Origin of the sequence: Streptomyces microflavus, assembly GCF_014650075.1 — a bacterium.
Classification (GTDB): domain Bacteria; phylum Actinomycetota; class Actinomycetes; order Streptomycetales; family Streptomycetaceae; genus Streptomyces; species Streptomyces microflavus.
Genome location: NZ_BMUG01000019.1, coordinates 1 through 22,093 on the forward strand (window position 1 = coordinate 1; position 22,093 = coordinate 22,093).

Here is a 22,093-nt window from a genome sequence, read left to right on the forward strand (position 1 = left end):
ATCCTGGTGAACTCCAACCCGGCCACGATCATGACCGACCCCGAGATCGCGGATGCCACGTATGTGGAGCCGATCACCCCGGAGTTCGTGGAGAAGATCATCGCGAAGGAGCGCCCCGACGCGCTGCTGCCCACGTTGGGTGGTCAGACGGCGTTGAACACGGCGATCTCCATGCATGACAACGGTGTGCTGGAGAAGTACGGGGTCGAGCTGATCGGCGCGAACGTCGAGGCGATCAACAAGGGTGAGGACCGCGACCTGTTCAAGGGTGTCGTGGAGGCGGTGAAGGCGAAGATCGGGTACGGGGAGTCCGCCCGCTCGGTCATCTGCCACACCATGGACGACGTCATCGCCGGGGTGGACACCCTCGGCGGCTACCCCGTCGTCGTGCGCCCCTCCTTCACCATGGGCGGCGCCGGCTCCGGCTTCGCCCACGACGAGGAGGAGCTGCGCCGCATCGCCGGCCAGGGCCTCACCCTCTCTCCGACCACGGAGGTGCTCCTGGAGGAGTCGATTCTGGGGTGGAAGGAGTACGAGCTGGAGCTGATGCGGGACCGCAACGACAATGTCGTGGTCGTCTGTTCGATCGAGAACTTCGACCCGATGGGTGTCCATACCGGTGACTCCATCACCGTGGCCCCCGCCATGACGTTGACGGACCGGGAGTATCAGCGGCTGCGGGATGTGGGGATCGCGATCATCCGTGAGGTGGGTGTCGACACCGGCGGGTGCAACATCCAGTTCGCGATCGACCCCACCGACGGCCGGGTCATCGTCATCGAGATGAACCCCCGCGTCTCCCGCTCCTCCGCGCTCGCCTCCAAGGCGACGGGTTTCCCGATTGCCAAGATCGCCGCGAAGCTGGCCGTGGGTTACACGCTGGATGAGATTCCGAACGACATCACGGAGAAGACGCCGGCTTCGTTCGAGCCGACGCTCGACTATGTGGTGGTGAAGGCGCCGCGGTTCGCGTTCGAGAAGTTCCCCTCCGCCGACTCCACCCTCACCACGACGATGAAGTCGGTGGGTGAGGCGATGGCGATCGGCCGGAACTTCACCGAAGCCCTCCAGAAAGCTTTGCGCTCGCTGGAGAAGAAGGGCTCCCAGTTCGCCTTCACCGGCGAGGTCGGTGACAAGGCCGAACTCCTCGCCCAGGCGGTACGCCCGACCGACGGCCGGATCAACACCGTGATGCAGGCGATCCGGGCCGGGGCGACGCAGGAGGAGGTTTTCGACGCGACGAAGATCGACCCGTGGTTTGTGGACCAGCTGTTCCTGATCAAGGAGATCGCGGACGAGCTGGCCTGCGCCGAGCGTCTGGATGCCGGTCTGATTGCCGAGGCCAAGCGGCACGGGTTCTCCGATGCGCAGATCGGTGAGATCCGTGGGCTGCGTGAGGACGTGGTCCGTGAGGTCCGCCACGCGCTGGGGATCCGCCCGGTGTACAAGACGGTTGACACGTGTGCGGCGGAGTTCGCGGCGAACACCCCGTACTTCTACTCCTCCTACGACGAGGAGTCCGAAGTCGCGCCCCGTACCAAGCCCGCTGTGATCATTCTCGGTTCGGGTCCGAACCGGATCGGGCAGGGTATCGAGTTCGACTACTCCTGCGTGCATGCCTCCTTCGCCCTGTCGGATGCCGGGTACGAGACGGTGATGGTCAACTGCAATCCGGAGACGGTTTCGACGGACTACGACACCTCCGACCGGCTGTATTTCGAGCCGCTCACGCTGGAGGACGTCCTGGAGATCGTCCACGCCGAATCCCTCGCCGGGCCGATCGCCGGGGTCATCGTCCAGCTCGGCGGCCAGACGCCCCTGGGCCTCGCCCAGGCGCTGAAGGACAACGGGGTCCCGATCGTCGGCACGTCCCCGGAAGCGATCCACGCCGCCGAGGACCGCGGTGCCTTCGGCCAGGTCCTCGCCGAAGCGGGACTCCCGGCGCCGAAGCACGGGACGGCGACGACGTTCGCCGGGGCGAAGGCGATCGCGGACGAGATCGGCTACCCGGTCCTGGTCCGCCCCTCCTACGTCCTGGGCGGCCGGGGCATGGAGATCGTCTACGACGAGACCCGCCTGGCCTCCTACATCGCGGAGTCCACCGAGATCAGCCCCACCCGCCCGGTCCTGGTCGACCGGTTCCTCGACGACGCGATCGAGATCGACGTCGACGCCCTCTACGACGGCACCGAGCTCTACCTCGGCGGTGTGATGGAGCACATCGAGGAGGCCGGGATCCACTCCGGCGACTCGGCCTGCGCCCTGCCCCCGATCACCTTGGGCGGGTTCGACATCAAGCGGCTGCGCGCCTCGACCGAGGGCATCGCCAAGGGTGTCGGTGTCCTCGGGCTGATCAACATCCAGTTCGCCCTGTCCGGGGACATCCTCTACGTCCTGGAGGCCAACCCGCGTGCCTCCCGCACCGTCCCCTTCACCTCCAAGGCGACCGCTGTCCCGCTCGCGAAGGCCGCCGCCCGCATCTCGCTGGGCGCCACCATCGCCGAGCTGCGCGAGGAGGGCCTGCTGCCGAAGACCGGTGACGGCGGCACCCTCCCGCTGGACGCGCCGATCTCCGTCAAGGAGGCCGTCATGCCGTGGTCCCGGTTCCGGGACATCCACGGCCGGGGTGTCGACACGGTCCTGGGTCCGGAGATGCGCTCCACGGGTGAGGTGATGGGCATCGACTCCGTCTTCGGCACCGCCTACGCCAAGTCGCAGGCGGGGGCTTACGGGCCGTTGCCGACGTCGGGGCGGGCGTTCATCTCGGTCGCGAACCGGGACAAGCGCTCGATGATCTTCCCGGCCCGTGAGCTCGTCGCCCACGGCTTCGAGCTGATGGCCACCTCCGGGACGGCCGAGGTCCTCAAGCGCAACGGGATCAACGCCACCGTCGTGCGCAAGCAGTCCGAAGGCGAAGGCCCCAACGGCGAGAAGACCATCGTCCAGCTCATCCATGACGGGCAGGTCGACCTCATCGTCAACACCCCCTACGGCACCGGTGGCCGGCTCGACGGCTACGAGATCCGCACCGCCGCCGTCGCCCGTTCCGTCCCGTGCCTGACCACGGTCCAGGCCCTCGCCGCGGCCGTCCAGGGCATCGACGCCCTCAACCACGGCGACGTCGGCGTCCGCTCCCTCCAAGAACACGCGGAACACTTGATCGCGGCCCGCGACTAGCAGCCCAGCAGGGGGACACCGGAAACGGTGTCCCCCTCTCTGTGAGGACATCTCCCCATGTACAAGCTCTTCTTTAGGCTCGTCTTCAAGCGGATGGACCCGGAGCGGGCCCACTACGCCGCCTTCCGCTGGATCCGCCTCGCCGCCCGCATCCCCGTCCTGCGCACCTTCGTCGCGGCTGCTCTCGCACCCCGCTACAAGGAGCTGCGCACCGAGGCGCTGGGCCTGCGGATGCACGGCCCCTTCGGGCTGGCCGCCGGCTTCGACAAGAACGCGGTCGCGATCGACGGCATGACGATGCTCGGCTTCGACCACGTCGAGATCGGCACCGTCACCGGTGAACCGCAGCCCGGCAACCCCAAGCAGCGCCTCTTCCGGCTCGTCGCCGACCGCGCGCTGATCAACCGCATGGGCTTCAACAACGAGGGCTCCGCCGCCGTCGCCGCCCGTCTCGCCGCCCGTAACCCGGTCTTCCGCACCACGGTCGGCGTCAACATCGGCAAGACCAAGGTCGTACCGGAGGCCGAGGCGGCCGCCGACTACGTGAAGTCCACCGAGGCCCTCGCCGCCCACGCGGACTACCTGGTCGTCAACGTCTCCTCGCCCAACACGCCCGGCCTGCGCAACCTCCAGGCCACCGAGTCGCTGCGCCCGCTGCTGACCGCCGTCCGCGAGGCCGCCGACCGTACCGTGACCGCCCGCCGCGTACCGCTGCTCGTCAAGATCGCCCCGGACCTCGCGGACGAGGACGTGGACGCGGTCGCCGACCTCGCCGTGGAGCTGGGGCTCGACGGGATCATCGCCACCAACACCACCATCGCCCGCGAGGGCCTTGGCCTGACGTCCGACCCCGCCCTGGTCGCGGAGACCGGCGGGCTCTCCGGGGCACCCCTCAAGGCGCGCTCCCTGGAGGTCCTGAGCCGTCTGTACGCCCGTGTGGGGGACCGGATCACCCTGGTGGGGGTCGGGGGCGTCGAGAGCGCCGAGGACGCCTGGCAGCGCATCCTGGCCGGTGCCACCCTCGTACAGGGCTACAGCGCCTTCATCTACGAGGGTCCCTTCTACGCCCGGGCCATTCACAAGGGTCTCGCCGCCCGGCTCGCCGCATCCCCGTACGCCACCCTCGCCGAGGCCGTCGGCGCCGAGACCCGGAAGAAGGCCGCCCTGTGACACCCGAACCCTTCGGCGCACGACTGCGCCACGCCATGGACACCCGCGGGCCGCTCTGCGTCGGCATCGACCCGCACGCCTCCCTGCTCACCTCCTGGGGGCTGAACGACGACGTCGCGGGCCTTGAGCGCTTCACCCGGACCGTCGTTGAGGCGCTGGCCGACCGGGTCGCCGTCCTCAAGCCCCAGTCCGCCTTCTTCGAGCGGTTCGGCTCGCGCGGCATCGCCGTACTGGAGAAGGCCGTTACGGAGGCACGGGCCGCCGGGGCGCTGGTCCTGATGGACGCCAAACGCGGTGACATCGGCTCCACCATGGGCGCCTACGCGGCGACCTACCTGGACAAGGACTCCCCGCTCTTCTCCGACGCGGTCACCGTCTCCCCGTACCTCGGGTTCGGCTCGCTGCGCCCGGCGCTCGACGCGGCCGCCGTCTCCGGTTCGGGCGTCTTCGTCCTGGCCCTCACCTCCAACCCGGAGGGCGCCGAGGTCCAGCGCGCCACCGCCGCCGACGGCCGCTCGCTCGCCCAGCTGATGCTCGACCACATGGCCGCGGAGAACGAGGGGGCGACCCCGCTCGGCTCGGTCGGCGCGGTCGTCGGAGCGACGCTCGATGACGCGGGGGTGAACCTGGCGATCAACGGACCGCTCCTCGCGCCCGGCATCGGCGCCCAGGGGGCGACCCCCGCCGATCTTCCGGCGCTCTTCGGCGAAGCGGTCGGCAACGTGGTGCCGAGCGTGAGCCGGGGCGTGCTGCGCCACGGCCCGGACGCGTCAGGGCTGCGCGAAGCGGCCGGACGGTTCGCGGACGAGGTCCGCAGCGCCGTCTCCGGCAGTTGACCCTGGCACGTTTACAGGCCGTTGACGAATTACTGACCGGAAACCCGGTGGTTATGCGGCAAATGTCCTGGTCGGCCAAGGCTGACCAGGACTTTTCGTCTGTTCTCGCTGACTAGAGCGGCCTTGGCCGCTAGTCTCCGTCGAGAGCAGCCGAGCACAGTGTGTTCGTCGCTCACCTGGTGGAGGGCGTCCAGCTTCCCCACCGGTCCGTATCCGACAGATCGACATCCGAGGTGACGTAGGCGTGGCTCTTCCGCCCCTTACCCCTGAACAGCGCGCAGCCGCGCTCGAAAAGGCCGCCGCGGCTCGCCGGGAGCGGGCCGAGGTCAAGAATCGACTCAAGCACTCCGGCGCCTCCCTCCACGAGGTCATCAAGCAGGGCCGGGAGAACGACGTCATCGGGAAGATGAAGGTCTCCGCCCTCCTGGAGTCCCTGCCAGGCGTCGGCAAGGTCCGCGCCAAGCAGATCATGGAGCGTCTCGGCATCTCCGAGAGCCGCCGGGTCCGGGGTCTCGGCTCCAACCAGATCGCATCCCTGGAGCGTGAGTTCGGCGGCGGCGCCGCCTGAGGTTCTCAGGCACTCCTGAGAACCTGGATAATCGCCCCATGGCTGCAACATCCCGGGGGACGTCCCCCGTACCCCCGGACGTACGTCCGCGGCTGACCGTGCTCTCCGGCCCCTCAGGGGTCGGCAAGAGCACGGTCGTCGCTCATATGCGCACCGTGCACCCCGAGGTCTGGCTCTCCGTGTCGGCGACGACCCGTAAGCCCCGCCCCGGGGAGCGCAACGGTGTCCACTACTTCTTCGTCGACGACGAGGAGTTCGACAAGCTCATCGCCAACGGTGAACTGCTGGAGTGGGCCGAGTTCGCGGGCAACCGCTACGGCACGCCGCGCCGCGCCGTGCTGGACCGCCTGGAGGCCGGTGAGCCGGTTCTGCTGGAGATCGACCTCCAGGGGGCCCGGCTGGTCCGCCAGTCGATGTCCGACGCGCGCCTGGTCTTCCTGGCCCCGCCGAGCTGGGAGGAGCTGGTGCGCCGGCTCACCGGCCGGGGCACCGAGGCGCCCGATGTGATCGAGCGCAGGCTCGCCGCCGCGAAGGTCGAACTGGCCGCCGAGGCCGAGTTCGATACGACGCTCGTCAACACCTCCGTCGAGGACGTGGCCCGTGAGCTGCTAACGTTGATGCTGCAGGCTTCCGACCACCCTGACAGCAGCGGCTGAACCCTACGCCGCGGCTGGCCCGGAGTCCGACTCGCCGGAATCCGCACTATCAAAGATTTCTTTGATCTTTACCCCCTTCGGAAGGCAGAGAGTGTCCTCTTCCATCACCACGCCCGAGGGCATCATCAACCCGCCGATTGATGAGCTCCTTGAGGCCACCGACTCGAAGTACAGCCTGGTCATCTACGCCGCCAAGCGCGCGCGTCAGATCAACGCGTACTACTCGCAGCTCGGCGAAGGTCTCCTTGAGTACGTCGGTCCGCTCGTCGACACCCACGTGCACGAGAAGCCGCTGTCGATCGCGCTCCGCGAGATCAACGCGGGCCTGCTGACCTCGGAGCCCATCGAGGGCCCCGCCCAGTAGCAGGACAGCACCTCGTTCCTCCTCTCAGGCCCGGCGGCCCGTCCGCCGGGCCTGAGGCGTGTCCGGGGCCGGGTGAACGCGTTCCGTGCGGTGAGGCAGCATGGGAGTCACGTTCCTACGGAGCCGATGTTCTTACGTAGCCGAGTTCTTACGTTGCCGAATGCGGGGAGACGCAGTGGACAAGCCGAAGGTCGTCCTGGGGGTCAGCGGAGGCATCGCCGCCTACAAGGCGTGCGAGCTGCTGCGCCGGCTGACCGAGTCCGGGCACGATGTACGGGTCGTCCCGACCGCCTCGTCGCTCCACTTCGTCGGCGCGGCCACCTGGTCGGCGCTCTCCGGGCATCCCGTCTCCGACCAGGTGTGGGACGACGTGCACGAGGTCCCGCACGTGCGGATCGGGCAGGGCGCCGACCTCGTCGTCGTCGCTCCGGCCACTGCGGACATGCTGGCCAAGGCCGCCCACGGGCTCGCCGACGACCTGCTCACCAACACGCTCCTGACCGCCCGCTGTCCGGTGGTCTTCGCCCCCGCCATGCACACCGAGATGTGGGAGCACCCGGCCACCCAGGAGAACGTGGCGACCCTCCGCCGCCGGGGCGCGGTCGTCATCGAGCCCGCGGTGGGGCGGCTCACCGGCGTCGACACCGGCAAGGGCCGGCTGCCCGACCCGGGCGAGATCTTCGAGGTCTGCCGCCGGGTGCTGGCGCGCGGAGTCACCGCGCCCGACCTCGCGGGCCGCCATGTGGTGATCAGCGCGGGCGGCACCCGCGAGCCCCTGGACCCGGTGCGCTACCTCGGCAACCGGTCCTCCGGCAAGCAGGGGTACGCGCTGGCCCGCACCGCCGTGGCCCGGGGCGCCCGCGTCACCCTGATCGAGGCCAACACCGGGCTGCCCGACCCGGCCGGGGCGGACGTCGTACGGGTCGGGACGGCGGTCCAGCTGCGGGAGGCCGTCCTGAAGGCGGCCGCCGACGCGGACGTCGTGGTGATGGCGGCGGCGGTGGCCGACTTCCGGCCCGCCGAGTACGCCCCGGGCAAGATCAAGAAGAAGGACGGCGAGGAGGCGCCCGTCGTCCCCCTGGTCCGCAACCCCGACATCCTCGCCGAGGTCGCCGCCGAGCGTGCCCGGCCGGGGCAGCTCGTGGTGGGTTTCGCCGCCGAGACCGACGATGTCCTCGCCAACGGCCGGGCCAAGCTCCGCCGCAAGGGCTGCGATCTGCTCGTGGTCAACGAGGTGGGGGAGCGCAAGACCTTCGGCTCCGAGGAGAACGAGGCGGTCGTCCTCGCCGCGGACGGAACGGAGACCCCGGTGCCGTACGGACCCAAGGAAGCGCTTGCCGACACGGTCTGGGATCTGGTTTCGGGAAGGTTCCAGGAGATGTGACAATCAACCCCCTGGGCGAGCCAGAACGGTCCATAACGGGATGGAACAACCGCCCGGAAGGGTGGATTATCCTTCAGGTGTCCGCCGTGTCACGGGCTGTCGCGCTCCAAAGGGCGAGACGCATGCCCCGGCCGCCGGGTGTGACCGATAAACTGGTCGACGGTACGTACCGAGCGCAGCTCTCGGCCGTGCCACCCATGATCAGCCAGCAGCCGCTGCAACCCCAGGGAGCGATGTGTCCCGCCGTCTCTTCACCTCGGAATCTGTCACCGAGGGTCACCCCGACAAGATCGCTGACCAGATCAGCGACACGATTCTCGACGCGCTCCTGCGCGACGACCCCGCCTCGCGCGTCGCCGTCGAGACCTTGATCACCACCGGTCTGGTGCATGTCGCGGGCGAGGTCACGACCAAGGCCTACGCCGACATCCCCAACCTCGTGCGCAACAAGGTGCTGGAGATCGGCTACGACTCCTCCAAAAAGGGCTTCGACGGTGCCTCCTGTGGCGTCTCGGTCTCCATCGGCGCGCAGTCGCCGGACATCGCGCAGGGTGTCGACACCGCGTACGAGAAGCGGGTCGAGGGCGATGAGGACGAGCTCGACAAGCAGGGCGCCGGCGACCAGGGCCTGATGTTCGGGTACGCCTGCGACGAGACCCCGGAGCTGATGCCGCTCCCGATCCACATCGCGCACCGCCTCTCGCGGCGCCTGTCCGAGGTGCGGAAGAACGGGACCATCCCCTACCTCCGCCCCGACGGCAAGACCCAGGTGACCATCGAGTACGACGGTGACAAGGCGGTCCGCCTGGACACCGTGGTCGTCTCCTCGCAGCACGCCAGCGACATCGACCTGGACTCCCTGCTCGCGCCCGACATCCGCGAGTTCGTCGTCGAGCACGTGCTCACGCAGCTCGTCGAGGACGGCATCAAGCTGGACACCGAGGGCTACCGGCTCCTGGTGAACCCGACCGGGCGTTTCGAGATCGGCGGCCCGATGGGCGACGCCGGTCTGACCGGCCGGAAGATCATCATCGATACGTACGGCGGCATGGCCCGTCACGGTGGCGGCGCCTTCTCGGGCAAGGACCCGTCCAAGGTCGACCGCTCGGCGGCGTACGCGATGCGCTGGGTCGCCAAGAACGTGGTGGCCGCCGGGCTCGCCACCCGCTGCGAGGTCCAGGTCGCCTACGCGATCGGCAAGGCCGAGCCGGTCGGACTCTTCGTCGAGACCTTCGGCACCGCCGCCGTCGACACGGAGAAGATCGAGAACGCGATCGGCGAGGTCTTCGACCTCCGCCCGGCTGCGATCATCCGCGACCTCGACCTGCTCCGCCCGATCTACGCGCAGACGGCCGCGTACGGGCACTTCGGCCGCGAGCTCCCCGACTTCACCTGGGAGCGCACCGACCGCGTGGACGCCCTCCGCGCGGCCGCCGGCCTCTAGCAGCACCGCACAGTTCTCCAGCAGGACCGCACCGTCATGACAGCGGGGCCCGGACACCGAACGTGGTGGCCGGGCCCCGCTGCTCTGCGGGCCGCCGCCGCTGTCAGTGCCGTCTGGTAGGAATTTGGCTGTGAGCAGCGAGAACGAGCAGTCCGCCGAGCCCGGTGCAGGGGCGCCCGAGCCCGGTGCCGGGGCGCCGGAGCAGCTTGCGCTGATCCGGGAGACCGTGCGCCGGGCCAAGGTGCCCCGCGCCAAGCCGCGCACCTGGCGCGGCGCCCCGCTGGCCGAGGAGCTGCCCGTGGCCCGGGTGCTGGTCAACAAGGGGGTCCTCCACCTCGACCAGTACTTCGACTACGCGGTCCCCGAGGAGCTGGACGCCGACGCCCAGCCGGGCGTGCGGGTGCGGGTGCGGTTCGGCGCCGGGCGCCACAACGTCCAGGGCGGGCGGCGCGAGGGGGGTGGCCTGATCGACGGGTTCATCATCGAGCGCCGCGCCGAGTCCGACTACCAGGGCACGCTGGCCGCCCTCGCCTATGTGGTCTCCCCGGAGCCGGTCCTCGGGCCCGAGCTGCTCGCCCTCTCCCGCGCGGTGGCCGACCGGTACGCGGGCAGCCTCGCCGACGTCCTCCAGCTCGCCGTCCCGCCCCGCAACGGCCGCGCCGAGTCCAAGCCCTCCCCGGAGCCCCTGCCACCGCCCCCGCCCCCCGAGCCGGGCACCTGGGAGCGGTACGGGCAGGGCCCCGCCTTCCTCCGTGCCCTGGCCGAGGGCGGCGCGCCCCGAGCCGTCTGGACGGCCCTGCCGGGACCCCACTGGCCCGCCGAGATCGCCCGCGCGGTCGCGGCGACGCTCTCCTCGGGGCGCGGCGCGCTCGTCGTCGTCCCGGACGGGCGGGTCGCCGGCCGGATCGACGCCGCCCTGACCGAGGTGCTCGGCGCGGGCCGGCACGCCCTGCTCACCGCCGACTCCGGCCCCGAGAAGCGCTACCGCCAGTGGCTCGCGGTGCGCCGGGGCTCGGTGCGGGCTGTCGTCGGGACCCGCGCCGCCATGTTCGCCCCCGTCCGGGACCTCGGTCTGGTCGCCGTCTGGGACGACGGGGACTCCAGCCACAGCGACACCAACGCACCCTTCCCGCACGTCCGCGAGGTCCTGGAGCTGCGGGCCGCCCAGGGCCGGTGCGCCTTCCTGCTCGGCGGGACGAGCTGCACGGTCGAGGCCGCCCAGCTGGTCGAGAGCGGCTGGGCGCTGCCCCTCCTCGCCGACCGGGAGCAGCTGAGGCGGGCCGCGCCCCTCATCCGTACGGTCGGCGACGGGGAGCTGGCCCGGGACGGCGCCGCCCGCTCCGCCCGGCTGCCCAGCCTCGCCTGGCAGACCGTGCGCGACGGTCTGCGCAGCGGCCCGGTGCTGGTCCAGGTGCCCCGGCGGGGTTACGCCCCCCGCCTCGCCTGCGAGCGCTGCCGCACCCCCGCCCGCTGCCGGCACTGCGCGGGCCCCCTGGAGGCCCCGGACCAGCAGGACCTGAACTGCGCCTGGTGCGGGCAGGCCGAGCGGGCCTGGCACTGCGCGGAGTGCGGCTCGAACCGGCTGCGCGCCCAGATCGTCGGCGCCCGCCGCACCGCCGAGGAGCTGGGCCGGGCCTTCCCCGCCGTGCCGGTCCGCACCTCGGGGCGCGACCACATCCTGGACGCGGTCCCGGCCGCGCCCGCCCTGGTCGTCTCCACCCCAGGCGCCGAGCCCGTCGCCGAGGGCGGCTATGCGGCGGCGCTGCTCCTGGACGGCTGGGCGATGCTCGGCAGGCCCGACCTGCGGGCGGGGGAGGAGGCGCTGCGCCGGTGGACGGCGGCGGGGGCGCTGGTGCGGGGGCAGGACGAGGGCGGCACGGTGGTGATCGTCGCCGAGCCGACGCTGCGTGCGGTGCAGGCGCTGGTCCGCTGGGACCCGCCCGGCTTCGCCCGCCGGGAGCTGGCGGACCGGGCCGAGCTGCGCTTCCCGCCGGTCTCCCGGATGGCGTCGGTGACCGGCCCCGCCGAGGCCCTGGCATCCTTCCTGGCCGCTGCCGCACTGCCGCCGGAGGCGGAGATCCTGGGCCCGGTGCCGGTTGCCTCGGCCGAGCCGGGGCGACCGCGCAGACCGTCGGACGCACCGCCGGGCGAGAGCTGGGAGCGGGTCCTGATCCGGGTGGTGCCGGGACGCGGAGCGGCCCTCGCGGGCGCGCTGAAGACGGCACAGGCGGCGCGCACGGCCAAGGGCGGGGGAGAGCAGGTGCGGATCAGGATCGATCCGCCGGACATCGGCTGACACATCGGCCGGGAGCTCGGCTGAGACGCCGGTCGACCCATGGCCCGCGAGGGCCGCTGGGAGGGCGGCCGGAAGCGCGGCTGAAGAACCGTCCGTTCCGGTCGGGGGTGGGGCGGCGGGCCGGGGAGCCCGCCGCTCCGGAGTCCCGCGCCCGGGCGCGGGGCTGCCCCGCCGTGCGACCGCCACGGTGGGGCAGAGGGACGTGCGTACGGTCAGCCGTTGCGCGGGCCGGGGAAGGCTCCGGGGCGCAGCTCCTCACGGACCGGCGGCTGGCTCACCGAGGGCTGCGGCGGCATCGAGCGGGCCGCGGGCACGGAGGGCACCGGGGAGATGGCACCGCCGGAGGTCGACCCCGGCAGGCCGGGGCCCATGGAGACCGGGCGGGGTGTCGCAGAGGTGTCGGTGTTCGTCTCGGCGGCCGAGGACTGCGCGGTGGCCCGGCGCGATCCGTAACGGCGGTGCACCGCCTGCTTGGTGACGCCCAGCGCCGAGCCCACCGCGTCCCAGGAGAAGCCGAGCGAGCGGTCGAAGTCCACCGCCGCGGTGACCAGGGTCTCGACGCTGTCCCGCAGCTCCTGGGCGAGGCGGACGGTGGGGGCCGGGGCCCTGCCGTAGACGACGAAGCCCGCGGAGGGGCCGGAGCGGCGCGGGCGGTAGACGTTGCCCAGCTGGGCGGTGAGTGTGCGCAGCGCGTCCACCTGCCGCCGGACCCGCTCGATGTCCCGCACCAGGAGATGCAGGCTGGCCCGCGCTTGGGCGTCGTGGGTTGCGTGGTCGGCCATGAAGAAGCCTCTCGAACCGGCGTTGAAAGGGATCGGGCCGCATCGGGGCGGCCCGCTTCGGTCAATCTCCTTTGACCAACGCCCGAGCCGGGTATGTGGTCACGCTATCGGGGCGTATGTGCATATGCACGGGGCGTGCGCGGCGCGCGTGCGCCCCCTGGCCGCCGTGCGATCGCAGCAGGTGGGCCGGGTGCGTTCCGGGACGAGCCCCTAGACTGGTGTGCTGCTCGTCACCGTACGTCCTGGCCCCCCCCCGCAGGGCCCGAGAGTCCGAGAAGCCCGAGAGGCAGTCAGCCACCCATGAAGCTCGTCTTCGCCGGCACCCCCGAGGTCGCCGTCCCCGCCCTGGACGCCCTGATCGCCTCCGACCGCCACGAGGTGGCCGCCGTCGTCACCCGTCCCGACGCACCGGCCGGGCGCGGCCGCCGACTGGTGGCCAGTCCGGTGGCCGAGCGGGCGGCGGAGGCCGGGATCGAGGTGCTCAAGCCGGTGAAGCCCCGGGACGAGGAGTTCCTCGCCCGGCTGCGGGAGATCGCCCCGGACTGCTGCCCGGTCGTCGCCTACGGAGCCCTGCTGCCCAAGGTGGCCCTGGACGTGCCCGCCCGCGGCTGGGTCAACCTGCACTTCTCCCTCCTGCCCGCCTGGCGGGGTGCGGCGCCGGTGCAGCACGCGGTGATGGCCGGGGACGAGGTGACCGGCGCCTCGACCTTCCTCATCGAGGAGGGTCTTGACTCCGGCCCGGTCTACGGGGTCCTCACCGAGGAGATCCGCCCCACCGACACCAGCGGCGACCTGCTCACCCGGCTCGCCTTCGCCGGTGCCGGGCTGCTCGCGGCCACCATGGACGGCATCGAGGACGGCACCCTGCACGCCGTGCAGCAGCCGCACGACGGCGTCACCCTGGCCCCGAAGATCACCGTGGAGGACGCCCAGGTGAACTGGTCGGCCCCCGCCCTGCGCGTCGACCGGGTGGTGCGTGGCTGCACCCCCGCGCCGGGCGCCTGGACCCTGTTCCGGGGCGAGCGGCTCAAGCTCGTCCAGGCGACGCCCGTCCTGGACCGCACCGACCTGGCGCCCGGCGAGCTGTCGGCGGCGAAGAACAACGTGTACGTGGGCACCGGATCGCACGCCGTCGAGCTGCTCTGGGTCCAGCCGCAGGGCAAGAAGCCGATGAAGGCCGCCGACTGGGCGCGCGGGGTCCGCATCGTCCACGGCGAGCTGCTGGGGTCGTAGAACCTCTCGTACGAGGGGGGCGGGGGCGTACGCCGTCCCCGCCTCCCGTTCGGGCGCCCGGGGACGGCGACGTACGCTGGGAGGGTTCGCCCTCTCACCATCTGCGGAGCACCTTTCACGTGAACGACCAGCCGCGTCGCCGTCCTGCCAAGCCCCACCGCCGCCCCCAGAAGGACCCCGTCCGGTTCCTCGCCTTCGAGGCGCTGCGGGCCGTCGACGAGCGGGACGCGTACGCCAACCTCGTGCTGCCCCCGCTGCTGAAGAAGGCCCGCGCCAAGGGCGACTTCGACGGCCGGGACGCGGCGCTGGCGACCGAGCTGGTCTACGGCACGCTGCGCCGCCAGGGCACGTACGACGCGATCGTCGCGGCCTGCATCGACCGGCCGCTCCGCGAGGTCGACCCGCCGGTCCTGGACGTCCTCAACATGGGCGTCCACCAGTTGCTCGGCACCCGCATCCCCACCCACGCGGCGGTCTCCGCCAGTGTGGAGCTGGCCCGGGTGGTGCTGGGCGAGGGGCGCGCGAAGTTCGTCAACGCGGTGCTGCGCAAGGTCTCCGCGCACGACCTGGACGGCTGGGTGGAGAAGGTCGCGCCCTCCTACGAGGAGGACGCCGAGGACCATCTCTCCATCGTCCACTCGCACCCGCGCTGGATCGTCTCGGCGCTCTGGGACGCGCTGGGCGGGGGCCGCGCCGGCATCGAGGACCTGCTGGAAGCCGACAACGAGCGGCCCGAGGTGACCCTGGTGGCCCGCCCCGGCCGCTCCACCACCGATGAGCTGGAGAAGGCCCTCGGCGACGAGAACTCGCTGCCGGGCCGCTGGTCGCCGTATGCCGTCCGGATGGCGGAGGGCGGCGAGCCGGGCGCCCTGACTGCGGTCCAGGAGGGCCGGGCGGGCGTCCAGGACGAGGGCAGCCAGCTGGTGGCCGCCGCACTCGCCGCCGCCCCCGTGGAGGGCCGTGACAGCCGCTGGCTGGACGGCTGCGCCGGTCCGGGCGGCAAGGCCGCCCTGCTGGCCGCCCTCGCCGCCGAGCGGGGCGCCGCCCTCCTCGCCGCCGAGAAGCAGCCGCACCGCGCCCGGCTGGTGGAGCGGACGCTCGCCGGCAACCCGGGCCCGTACCAGGTGGTCACCGCCGACGGCACCCGCCCGCCGTGGCTGCCCGGCACCTTCGACCGCATCCTGATGGACGTGCCGTGCTCCGGTCTGGGCGCGCTGCGCCGCCGCCCGGAGGCCCGTTGGCGGCGCCGCGCCGCGGATCTGGAGAGCTTCGCCCCGCTCCAGCGCGGGCTGCTGCGCGAGGCGTTGAAGGCCGTACGGGTCGGCGGCGTAGTCGGCTACGCGACCTGCTCGCCGCACCTCGCGGAGACCCGGGTGGTCGTCGAGGACGTACTGAAGGGCCGGGGCGGGGAGCCGGTGGAGGCCGAATGGGTCGACGCCCGCCCGCTGATGCCCGGGGTGCCCGCGCTGGGGGAGGGGCCCGACGTCCAGCTCTGGCCGCATCTGCACGGGACGGACGCCATGTATCTCGCTCTGCTGCGCAGGACCGGCTGAATATCGCCGCGACAACGGTCCTCCCCGTACAGCAAAAGAACAGTAAAGCGCAGGCAAAATGCGCAGAATGTGCGAACTGTGATGGCCGGGTGAGGCTTTGGCGACCGCCGAGGCGGGGAACCGGCGCGGAACGTGGCAGGCTTGGGTCATGGCGCAGATCAACCCCAGCATCCTGTCCGCCGATTTCGCGCGTCTCGCCGAGGAGGCGAAGGCCGTCGAAGGCGCGGACTGGCTCCATGTCGACGTGATGGACAACCACTTCGTGCCCAACCTGACGCTCGGCGTGCCGATCGTCGAGGCGCTCGGCAAGGCCACGGACACCCCGCTGGACTGCCACCTCATGATCGAGGACCCGGACCGCTGGGCCCCGCAGTACGTCGAGGCGGGCGCCGGCTCGGTCACCTTCCATGTGGAGGCCGCGGCGGCGCCGGTGCGCCTCGCACGGGAGATCCGGGCGAAGGGTGCGCGGGCGTCGATGGCGCTCAAGCCCGCGACGCCGATCGAGCCCTACGAGGACCTGCTCCCCGAGCTCGACATGCTGCTGATCATGACGGTCGAGCCGGGCTTCGGCGGCCAGGCCTTCCTGGACATCATGCTCCCGAAGATCCGCCGCACCCGGGAACTGATCGGCAAGCACGGCCTCGAACTCTGGCTCCAGGTCGACGGCGGGGTCTCCGCCTCCACGATCGAGCGGTGCGCCGAGGCGGGCGCCGATGTCTTCGTCGCGGGATCGGCGGTGTACGGGGCCGAGGACCCGGCAGCGGCGGTGCGGGGTCTGCGGGCGCAGGCCGAGGCGGTCACGGCCGCCGCGCCCTGGGCATGCGGCCACTGAACAAAGGGCAGATGAACGCGGCCCGACGGGGCCGATCAAGGATCGCCGGATCTGACAGGATGAAGGCGTATCGGGGCGTGTGAACAGCAGTGAGGAGATCGCGGTGTCTGGCATCTCGGCGGGTCGGTCAGCCATGCGGATGGGACCCGCGGAGCTGGTGCAGGCGGCGGCCATGGCCCGCCGGTTCTACCTGGAGGGCAAGTCCAAGATCCAGATCGCCGAGGAGTTCGGCGTGAGCCGCTTCAAGGTGGCCCGGGTCCTGGAGACGGCCCTGGAGCGTGATCTCGTACGGATCGAGATCCGGGTGCCGGCCGAGCTGGACGCCGAACGCTCCGACGCGCTCCGGGCCCGCTACGGGCTGCGCCACGCGGTCGTCGTCGAGTCCCCGGCCGAGGAGCAGGAGGACGCCCCCGACCCGGAGAACCTCGGCGAGGTCGCGGCCGACCTGCTCGGCGAGCTGGTGGCCGAGGGCGATGTGCTGGGCCTGGCCTGGGGCCGCTCCACCATTCATATGGCGGCGGCGCTCGACCGGCTCCCGCCGTGCACGGTCGTCCAGCTGACCGGTGTCTACGACGCGGGCACCGCCGAGCGCGGCTCCGTCGAGGCGGTCCGCCGGGCCGCCCAGGTCTCCGGCGGCGAGGCCCACCCCATCTACGCCCCGATGCTGCTGCCCGACCCGGCGACGGCTGCCGCGCTGCGCGAGCAGACGGGCATCGCCCGCGCCTTCGAGTACTTCGACAAGGTGACGGTCGCCGCGGTCTCGATCGGCTCCTGGGAGCCGGGCATCTCCACGGTCCACGACATGCTCTCCGACGAGGAGCGCGCCCACTACGCCTCCCTCGGCGTCGCCGCCGAGATGTCCGCGCACCTCTTCGACTCCGACGGCCGCCGCGTCGGCCGCGACCTCGGGGAGCGTTGCATCACCGTGGAGGCGGACCGGCTGCGCCGGATCCCCGAGGTGGTGGCGATCGCGGGCGGCCTGCGCAAGGCGGCGGCGATCGGCGCCGTACTGCGCTCGGGTCTGGTCACCAGCCTGGTGACGGACACCGCCGCAGCCGACTACCTGCTGACCGAATCGGCGGCCGGAGTCCGCCCGGCGCTGGAGCGGGCCGACCCGGACGGCGAGTGACCCGGACCGGAAGCTGACGCAAGGAGGCCGGGCACCCCCAGGGGTGCCCGGCCTCCTTCCGTCACGGCCTCGGACCTTGCGCCCGGCCTCAGCCCTGACGAGGGGCTTCCGCCGCGCAGGGCGTGGCCTCCGCGTGGTCGGGCGCGATGCCCAGCACGGTCTCCTCCAGATACTCCTGCGGCTCCTCGTACTGCCCCACGTCGGCCGGGTTGTAGCGCGGGGTCTGGCGCGACCAGTCCAGGTTCCCGCGCATCCAGCTGCGCATCCCTTCGAGATAGGGCACCAGCAGACCGGTCAGCTCGGGATACAGCTCCAGCAGCTCGTCCTCGGCGGTCAGGAACCGCTCCGTCTCCAGTGCCAGCCGCTCCGCGACATGGTCCAGCGCCTGCTGCTCGCCGAAGCCCCGGTGGTGGCGGACCAGGTGGACGAGGTTGTGGATCTCGCCGAGCACCTGCTCCTTCTCGAAGGAGTACACGTCGTTGGCCCAGCACACGTGGTTGCAGGAGGCTTCGAGGGCGGTGATGAACCGGGGGTCGTTGTGCAGCGACTCCGGGGCCTCGATGCCGGTCACGATCTCTATGAGGTCCATGCAGACGTGGATGGCCCCGGTGTGCCGCCGCTTGGCGATGTACGTCTCCTCGGACGGCACCACGTCGTCCGCGCGGTTGCCCGCCTCCCAGGTGGTGGCCGTCGTGAGGTAGGTGATCAGGTGCCAGGCGAACCGGGTCCGCCAGTGGGGCGCCGCGTTCGGCGTCGTACGTTCCCACAGGTCCATCAGGGCGATCACGGCGGCCGGCAGCTCCTCGCCGGGCAGGGGGCCGGGGGCGGTGCCGTCCACGACGGCGCGCATCCGCTCGACCACGGCGCGCACCAGCTCGGGGGAGCGGCCGAGATGGCCGTCGTCGAGCTGGTCGTCGACGAGGAAGAGCCAGACGAACCAGTCGGCCACCAGATCGAGGTGTTCAGGATCGGCCGTCGGGTAGACCATGCCGACGAACGCGCCGAAATCGGCTTGTTCGAAGCGGTTCATCGCGGACTCGCGGTGCACCAGACCCGTCTGTCTGATCCAGGTGGCCAGGTGACCGCGTGTGTGCCCGACGTGCGGGTTGGTCCGCTGGGGGAACGGGCAGTAGATGTCCGGCAGTTCGCTGTCCACAGGCGGATCTGGATCCTCTCCGGTCAAACGGTGTGCCGAGGCTGCCGATGTGCCGGAGCGGCACCTCGGACACCCCCGAGACCTGCGGCTTTGAAGCTACCTGACCCCTTGTCACCGGGTCCAGGGATGGTGATCACGAATGAATCGAATCCCGTTCGGGTAGGGTCTGTGGGTAAGGCAGGTTCCACTTGCCCGGGACCCCCCGACCGCCTCCCTGGAGGCCTCCAAGAGCCATTTGGAGGAACAGACGAACGCGGGGGTCTTTTGCTGTGTCTTCGTGGAAACGACCTGCACCGTTTCGTATGAAAAAATGAGTGTTATGCGCTTTCTTGAGCCGGGCACCGGTCGCTACACAGACTCCTCCGTGGTTCCGTACGACCTCACGTACGACGACGTCTTCATGGTTCCGGGCCGCTCCGCCGTCGGCTCCCGCCAGGCCGTGGACCTCTCCTCGCCCGACGGCACGGGGACGACCATCCCGCTCGTGGTCGCCAACATGACCGCCATCGCGGGACGACGGATGGCCGAAACCATCGCCCGCCGCGGCGGGCTCGTCGTCATCCCCCAGGACATCCCGATCGAGGTCGTCACCGACGTCATCACCTGGGTCAAGACGCGCCACCTCGTCCTGGACACCCCGATCGAGCTGGCCCCCGGCCAGACCGTCGCCGACGCCCTGTCCCTGCTGCCCAAGCGGGCGCACGGCGCGGGTGTCGTCGTGGACGAGGACCGCCGCCCCGTCGGCGTCGTCACCGACCACGACCTGACCGGCGTCGACCGCTTCACCCAGCTCTCCGAGGTCATGTCCAAGGACCTGGTGCTCCTGGACGCGGACATCGACCCGCGCGACGCGTTCAACAAGCTCGACGGCGCCAACCGCAAGCTCGCCCCCGCCGTGGACAAGGACGGCCGGCTCGTCGGCATCCTCACCCGGAAGGCCGCCCTGCGCGCCACCCTCTACACCCCCGCCACCGACGCCCAGGGCCGGCTGCGCATCGCGGCCGCCGTCGGCATCAACGGCGATGTGGCGGGCAAGGCCAAGCAGCTCCTGGACGCGGGCGTCGACACGCTCGTCGTGGACACCGCCCACGGCCACCAGGAATCCATGATCAGCGCGGTCCGTGCCGTACGGGCGCTGGACCCGCAGGTGCCGATCGTCGCGGGCAACATCGTCGCCGCCGAGGGCGTGCGGGACCTGATCGAGGCCGGAGCCGACATCATCAAGGTCGGCGTCGGCCCCGGCGCCATGTGCACCACCCGGATGATGACCGGTGTCGGCCGGCCGCAGTTCTCCGCCGTCCTGGAGTGCGCCGCCGAGGCGAAGAAGCACGGCAAGCACGTCTGGGCGGACGGTGGCGTCCGCCACCCGCGCGATGTCGCCATGGCGCTCGCCGCCGGCGCGTCCAACGTGATGATCGGCTCCTGGTTCGCGGGGACGTACGAGTCGCCCGGCGACCTCCAGCAGTCCGCCGACGGCCGTTACTACAAGGAGTCCTTCGGGATGGCCTCCGCGCGTGCCGTGAAGAACCGCACGTCGGACGAGTCCGCGTACGACCGGGCCCGCAAGGCGCTCTTCGAGGAGGGCATCTCCACCTCGCGGATGTTCCTCGACCCGACCCGTCCGGGCGTCGAGGACCTGATCGACTCGATCATCGCGGGCGTCCGCTCCTCCTGCACCTACGCGGGTGCGGCCTCCCTGGAGGAGTTCGCCGAGAAGGCGGTCGTCGGTGTCCAGAGCGCGGCCGGCTACGCCGAGGGCAAGCCGCTGCACGCCAGCTGGAGTTGATCCTGCCGGTTCGTAACTTCTCCGCCCCTTCCGGTGATTCCTGCCGGGAGGGGCGGTGTCGTATGCGGAGCCTTGTATCAGGGGTTGTATGACACCTTGTATACGGCCTTCCGAGGTGGCCGGGATCCCGCTTCAACTCTGTTGAAACATAAGTAATATGAAGCGCAATCAGCTGCCTCCCTCTCTGCGGTAAGGGATCTCATGTCCTTCTTCACTGACCTGGCCCATCAGTACATCGACGGCGAGTGGAGGCCGGGGAAGGGGTCCTGGGACATCATCGACTTCAACCCCTTCAACGGCGAGAAGCTCGCCTCGATCCCCGTCGCCACCGCCGAAGAGGTCGACCAGGCCTACCGTGCCGCCGAGCGCGCCCAGCAGGCGTGGGCCGACACCAACCCGTACGCCCGGCGCACCGTTCTGGAGAAGGCGCTGCGCATCGTCGAGGAGCGCGAGCCGCAGATCGCCGAGGCCATCGTCGCCGAGCTCGGCGGCACCCACCTGAAGGCCGGCTTCGAGCTGCACCTGGCCAAGGAGTTCCTGCGCGAGGCCATCCAGCTCGCCCTGCGCCCGGCCGGCCAGATCCTCCCCTCCCCGACCGAGGGCAAGGAGAACCGCGTCTACCGGGTGCCCGTCGGGGTCGTCGGTGTCATCAGCCCCTTCAACTTCCCCTTCCTGCTCTCCCTCAAGTCCGTCGCCCCCGCCCTCGCCCTGGGCAACGCGGTCGTCCTCAAGCCGCACCAGAACACCCCGATCTGCGGCGGCACCCTGCTGGCCAAGGTCTTCGAGGACGCCGGGCTCCCCGCCGGACTGCTCAACGTCGTCGTCACCGATATCGCCGAGATCGGCGACACCCTGCTGGAGCACCCCGTACCGCAGGTCATCTCCTTCACCGGCTCGGACAAGGTCGGCCGGCACGTCGCGACGGTCTGCGCCGCCAACCTCAAGCGCGCCGTCCTCGAACTCGGCGGCAACAGCGCCCTGATCGTGCTGGACGACGCCGATGTGGACTACGCGGTCGACGCGGCGGTCTTCAGCCGCTACGTCCACCAGGGCCAGGTCTGCATGGCCGCCAACCGGATCCTGGTCGACCGGGCGATCGAGGAGGAGTTCACCGAGAAGTTCGTCGCCAAGGTCGCCTCCCTCACCGTCGGGGACCCGGCCGACCCCGCCACCCAGATCGGCCCGCTGATCAACTCCTCGCAGGCCGAGTCCATCTCCCGGCTCGTCGACCAGACCGTCGAGGCCGGTGCCACCGCCCTGCTCCACGGCCGCGCCGACGGCAACCTGGTCAGCCCCTCCGTCCTGACCGGCCTCGCCCCCGACTCGCCCGTCCTCCAGCAGGAGATCTTCGGCCCGGTCGCCCTGCTCGTCCCCTTCGACGGCGAGGACGAGGCCGTCCGCATCGCCAACGACACCCCGTACGGGCTCAGCGGCGCCGTCCACACCGCCAACATCGAGCGCGGCGTGCGGGTCGGGCAGCGCATCCACACCGGCATGATCCACATCAACGACGGCACCGTCCACGACGAGCCGATCGTCCCCTTCGGCGGCGAGAAGAGCTCGGGCCTCGGCCGGCTGAACGGCGAGTCGATGGTGGAGGCCTTCACCACGCAGAAGTGGATCTCCGTCCAGCACGGCCGGTCGCAGTTCCCGTTCTGACCCTCCCGTTCCGACGCACGGGCCACCCACTGCCTGACGCACGGGCCCACCCACTGCCACTGCGCCGG

17 protein-coding genes are annotated in these 22,093 nt (G+C 71.2%); 15 read left to right on the forward strand and 2 right to left on the reverse strand.

The window, feature by feature from the left end; genetic code table 11:
- The 9 genes from carB to IE264_RS36100 form a co-directional block, all read left to right on the forward strand.
- Positions 1-3,177: carbamoyl-phosphate synthase large subunit (carB, locus tag IE264_RS36060; RefSeq protein ID WP_190167881.1), on the forward strand; the 3,177-nt coding region annotated here is incomplete at its 5' end.
- A 57-nt stretch (positions 3,178-3,234) separates the two neighbouring features.
- Positions 3,235-4,347 carry a quinone-dependent dihydroorotate dehydrogenase gene (locus IE264_RS36065; protein WP_032760491.1) on the forward strand — a complete coding sequence of 371 codons (1,113 nt, stop codon included), beginning with the start codon at positions 3,235-3,237 and terminating at the stop codon, positions 4,345-4,347.
- Positions 4,344-5,183 (forward strand): orotidine-5'-phosphate decarboxylase, encoded by an 840-nt coding sequence (pyrF, locus tag IE264_RS36070; protein WP_015607351.1) that lies wholly within the window; start codon positions 4,344-4,346, stop codon positions 5,181-5,183. Before IE264_RS36065 ends, pyrF begins: the two co-directional genes overlap by 4 nt.
- 244 nt (positions 5,184-5,427) lie before the next feature.
- Complete coding sequence (locus IE264_RS36075; protein WP_015607350.1) at positions 5,428-5,751, forward strand: integration host factor; 324 nt, start codon at positions 5,428-5,430, stop codon at positions 5,749-5,751.
- Positions 5,752-5,789: 38 nt separating this feature from the next.
- A complete protein-coding gene (gene gmk / locus IE264_RS36080; RefSeq protein ID WP_015607349.1) occupies positions 5,790-6,407 on the forward strand; it encodes a guanylate kinase in 618 nt (205 codons plus the stop codon).
- 91 nt (positions 6,408-6,498) lie between these two features.
- The gene (gene rpoZ, locus IE264_RS36085) at positions 6,499-6,771 is read left to right on the forward strand and encodes a DNA-directed RNA polymerase subunit omega (RefSeq protein WP_015607348.1); all 273 of its coding nucleotides are present in this window, start codon (positions 6,499-6,501) and stop codon (positions 6,769-6,771) included.
- Positions 6,772-6,946: 175 nt separating this feature from the next.
- Complete coding sequence (gene coaBC / locus IE264_RS36090; protein WP_032760492.1) at positions 6,947-8,155, forward strand: bifunctional phosphopantothenoylcysteine decarboxylase/phosphopantothenate--cysteine ligase CoaBC; 1,209 nt, start codon at positions 6,947-6,949, stop codon at positions 8,153-8,155.
- A gap of 235 nt (positions 8,156-8,390) precedes the next feature.
- Positions 8,391-9,599, forward strand: a complete 1,209-nt coding sequence (gene metK, locus IE264_RS36095) for a methionine adenosyltransferase (RefSeq protein ID WP_015607346.1) — start codon at positions 8,391-8,393, stop codon at positions 9,597-9,599.
- 130 nt (positions 9,600-9,729) lie between these two features.
- Positions 9,730-11,895 (forward strand): primosomal protein N', encoded by a 2,166-nt coding sequence (locus tag IE264_RS36100; RefSeq protein ID WP_032760494.1) that lies wholly within the window; start codon positions 9,730-9,732, stop codon positions 11,893-11,895.
- A gap of 212 nt (positions 11,896-12,107) precedes the next feature.
- On the opposite strand, the gene IE264_RS36105 is transcribed toward IE264_RS36100, so the two are convergent.
- Entirely contained in the window at positions 12,108-12,677 is a 570-nt protein-coding gene (locus tag IE264_RS36105; protein ID WP_015607344.1) for a hypothetical protein, read from the reverse strand.
- Positions 12,678-12,977: 300 nt separating this feature from the next.
- On the opposite strand from IE264_RS36105, the gene fmt reads away from it, so the two are divergent.
- From fmt to IE264_RS36125, 4 genes are all read left to right on the forward strand, one after another.
- Entirely contained in the window at positions 12,978-13,910 is a 933-nt protein-coding gene (gene fmt, locus IE264_RS36110; RefSeq protein WP_032760496.1) for a methionyl-tRNA formyltransferase, read from the forward strand.
- Positions 13,911-14,029: 119 nt separating this feature from the next.
- Positions 14,030-15,463, forward strand: coding sequence for an RsmB/NOP family class I SAM-dependent RNA methyltransferase (locus IE264_RS36115; RefSeq protein ID WP_032760497.1), 1,434 nt, complete (start codon positions 14,030-14,032; stop codon positions 15,461-15,463).
- A gap of 148 nt (positions 15,464-15,611) precedes the next feature.
- On the forward strand, positions 15,612-16,295 hold the full coding sequence (rpe, locus tag IE264_RS36120) for a ribulose-phosphate 3-epimerase (protein ID WP_015607341.1): 684 nt from the start codon (positions 15,612-15,614) through the stop codon (positions 16,293-16,295).
- A 133-nt stretch (positions 16,296-16,428) separates the two neighbouring features.
- The gene (locus IE264_RS36125; RefSeq protein ID WP_031127654.1) at positions 16,429-17,424 is read left to right on the forward strand and encodes a sugar-binding transcriptional regulator; all 996 of its coding nucleotides are present in this window, start codon (positions 16,429-16,431) and stop codon (positions 17,422-17,424) included.
- Positions 17,425-17,512: 88 nt separating this feature from the next.
- Here IE264_RS36125 and IE264_RS36130 read toward each other — a convergent pair whose 3' ends face one another.
- Positions 17,513-18,580, reverse strand: a complete 1,068-nt coding sequence (locus tag IE264_RS36130; RefSeq protein ID WP_032760498.1) for a terpene synthase family protein — start codon at positions 18,578-18,580, stop codon at positions 17,513-17,515.
- Positions 18,581-18,899: 319 nt separating this feature from the next.
- Between IE264_RS36130 and IE264_RS36135 the strand changes: the two genes are divergently transcribed.
- Together IE264_RS36135 and IE264_RS36140 are read left to right on the forward strand one after the other, a co-directional pair.
- Positions 18,900-20,366: a GuaB1 family IMP dehydrogenase-related protein gene (locus IE264_RS36135; RefSeq protein WP_031127656.1), complete on the forward strand. Its 1,467-nt coding sequence runs from the start codon at positions 18,900-18,902 to the stop codon at positions 20,364-20,366.
- 201 nt (positions 20,367-20,567) lie between these two features.
- Entirely contained in the window at positions 20,568-22,025 is a 1,458-nt protein-coding gene (locus tag IE264_RS36140) for an aldehyde dehydrogenase family protein (protein WP_015607337.1), read from the forward strand.
- The last annotated feature ends 68 nt before the right edge of the window (positions 22,026-22,093 follow it).

Excerpts from the sequence above, each read along its gene's own strand:
- IE264_RS36065 (WP_032760491.1), top strand. The coding sequence starts at position 3,235 with ATGTACAAGCTCTTCTTTAGGCTCGTCTTCAAGCGGATGGACCCGGAG.
- gmk (WP_015607349.1), top strand. The coding sequence starts at position 5,790 with ATGGCTGCAACATCCCGGGGGACGTCCCCCGTACCCCCGGACGTACGT.
- IE264_RS36105 (WP_015607344.1), bottom strand. The coding sequence starts at position 12,677 with ATGGCCGACCACGCAACCCACGACGCCCAAGCGCGGGCCAGCCTGCAT.
- fmt (WP_032760496.1), top strand. The coding sequence starts at position 12,978 with ATGAAGCTCGTCTTCGCCGGCACCCCCGAGGTCGCCGTCCCCGCCCTG.
- rpe (WP_015607341.1), top strand. The coding sequence starts at position 15,612 with ATGGCGCAGATCAACCCCAGCATCCTGTCCGCCGATTTCGCGCGTCTC.
- IE264_RS36125 (WP_031127654.1), top strand. The coding sequence starts at position 16,429 with ATGCGGATGGGACCCGCGGAGCTGGTGCAGGCGGCGGCCATGGCCCGC.
- IE264_RS36135 (WP_031127656.1), top strand. The coding sequence starts at position 18,900 with ATGCGCTTTCTTGAGCCGGGCACCGGTCGCTACACAGACTCCTCCGTG.
- IE264_RS36140 (WP_015607337.1), top strand. The coding sequence starts at position 20,568 with ATGTCCTTCTTCACTGACCTGGCCCATCAGTACATCGACGGCGAGTGG.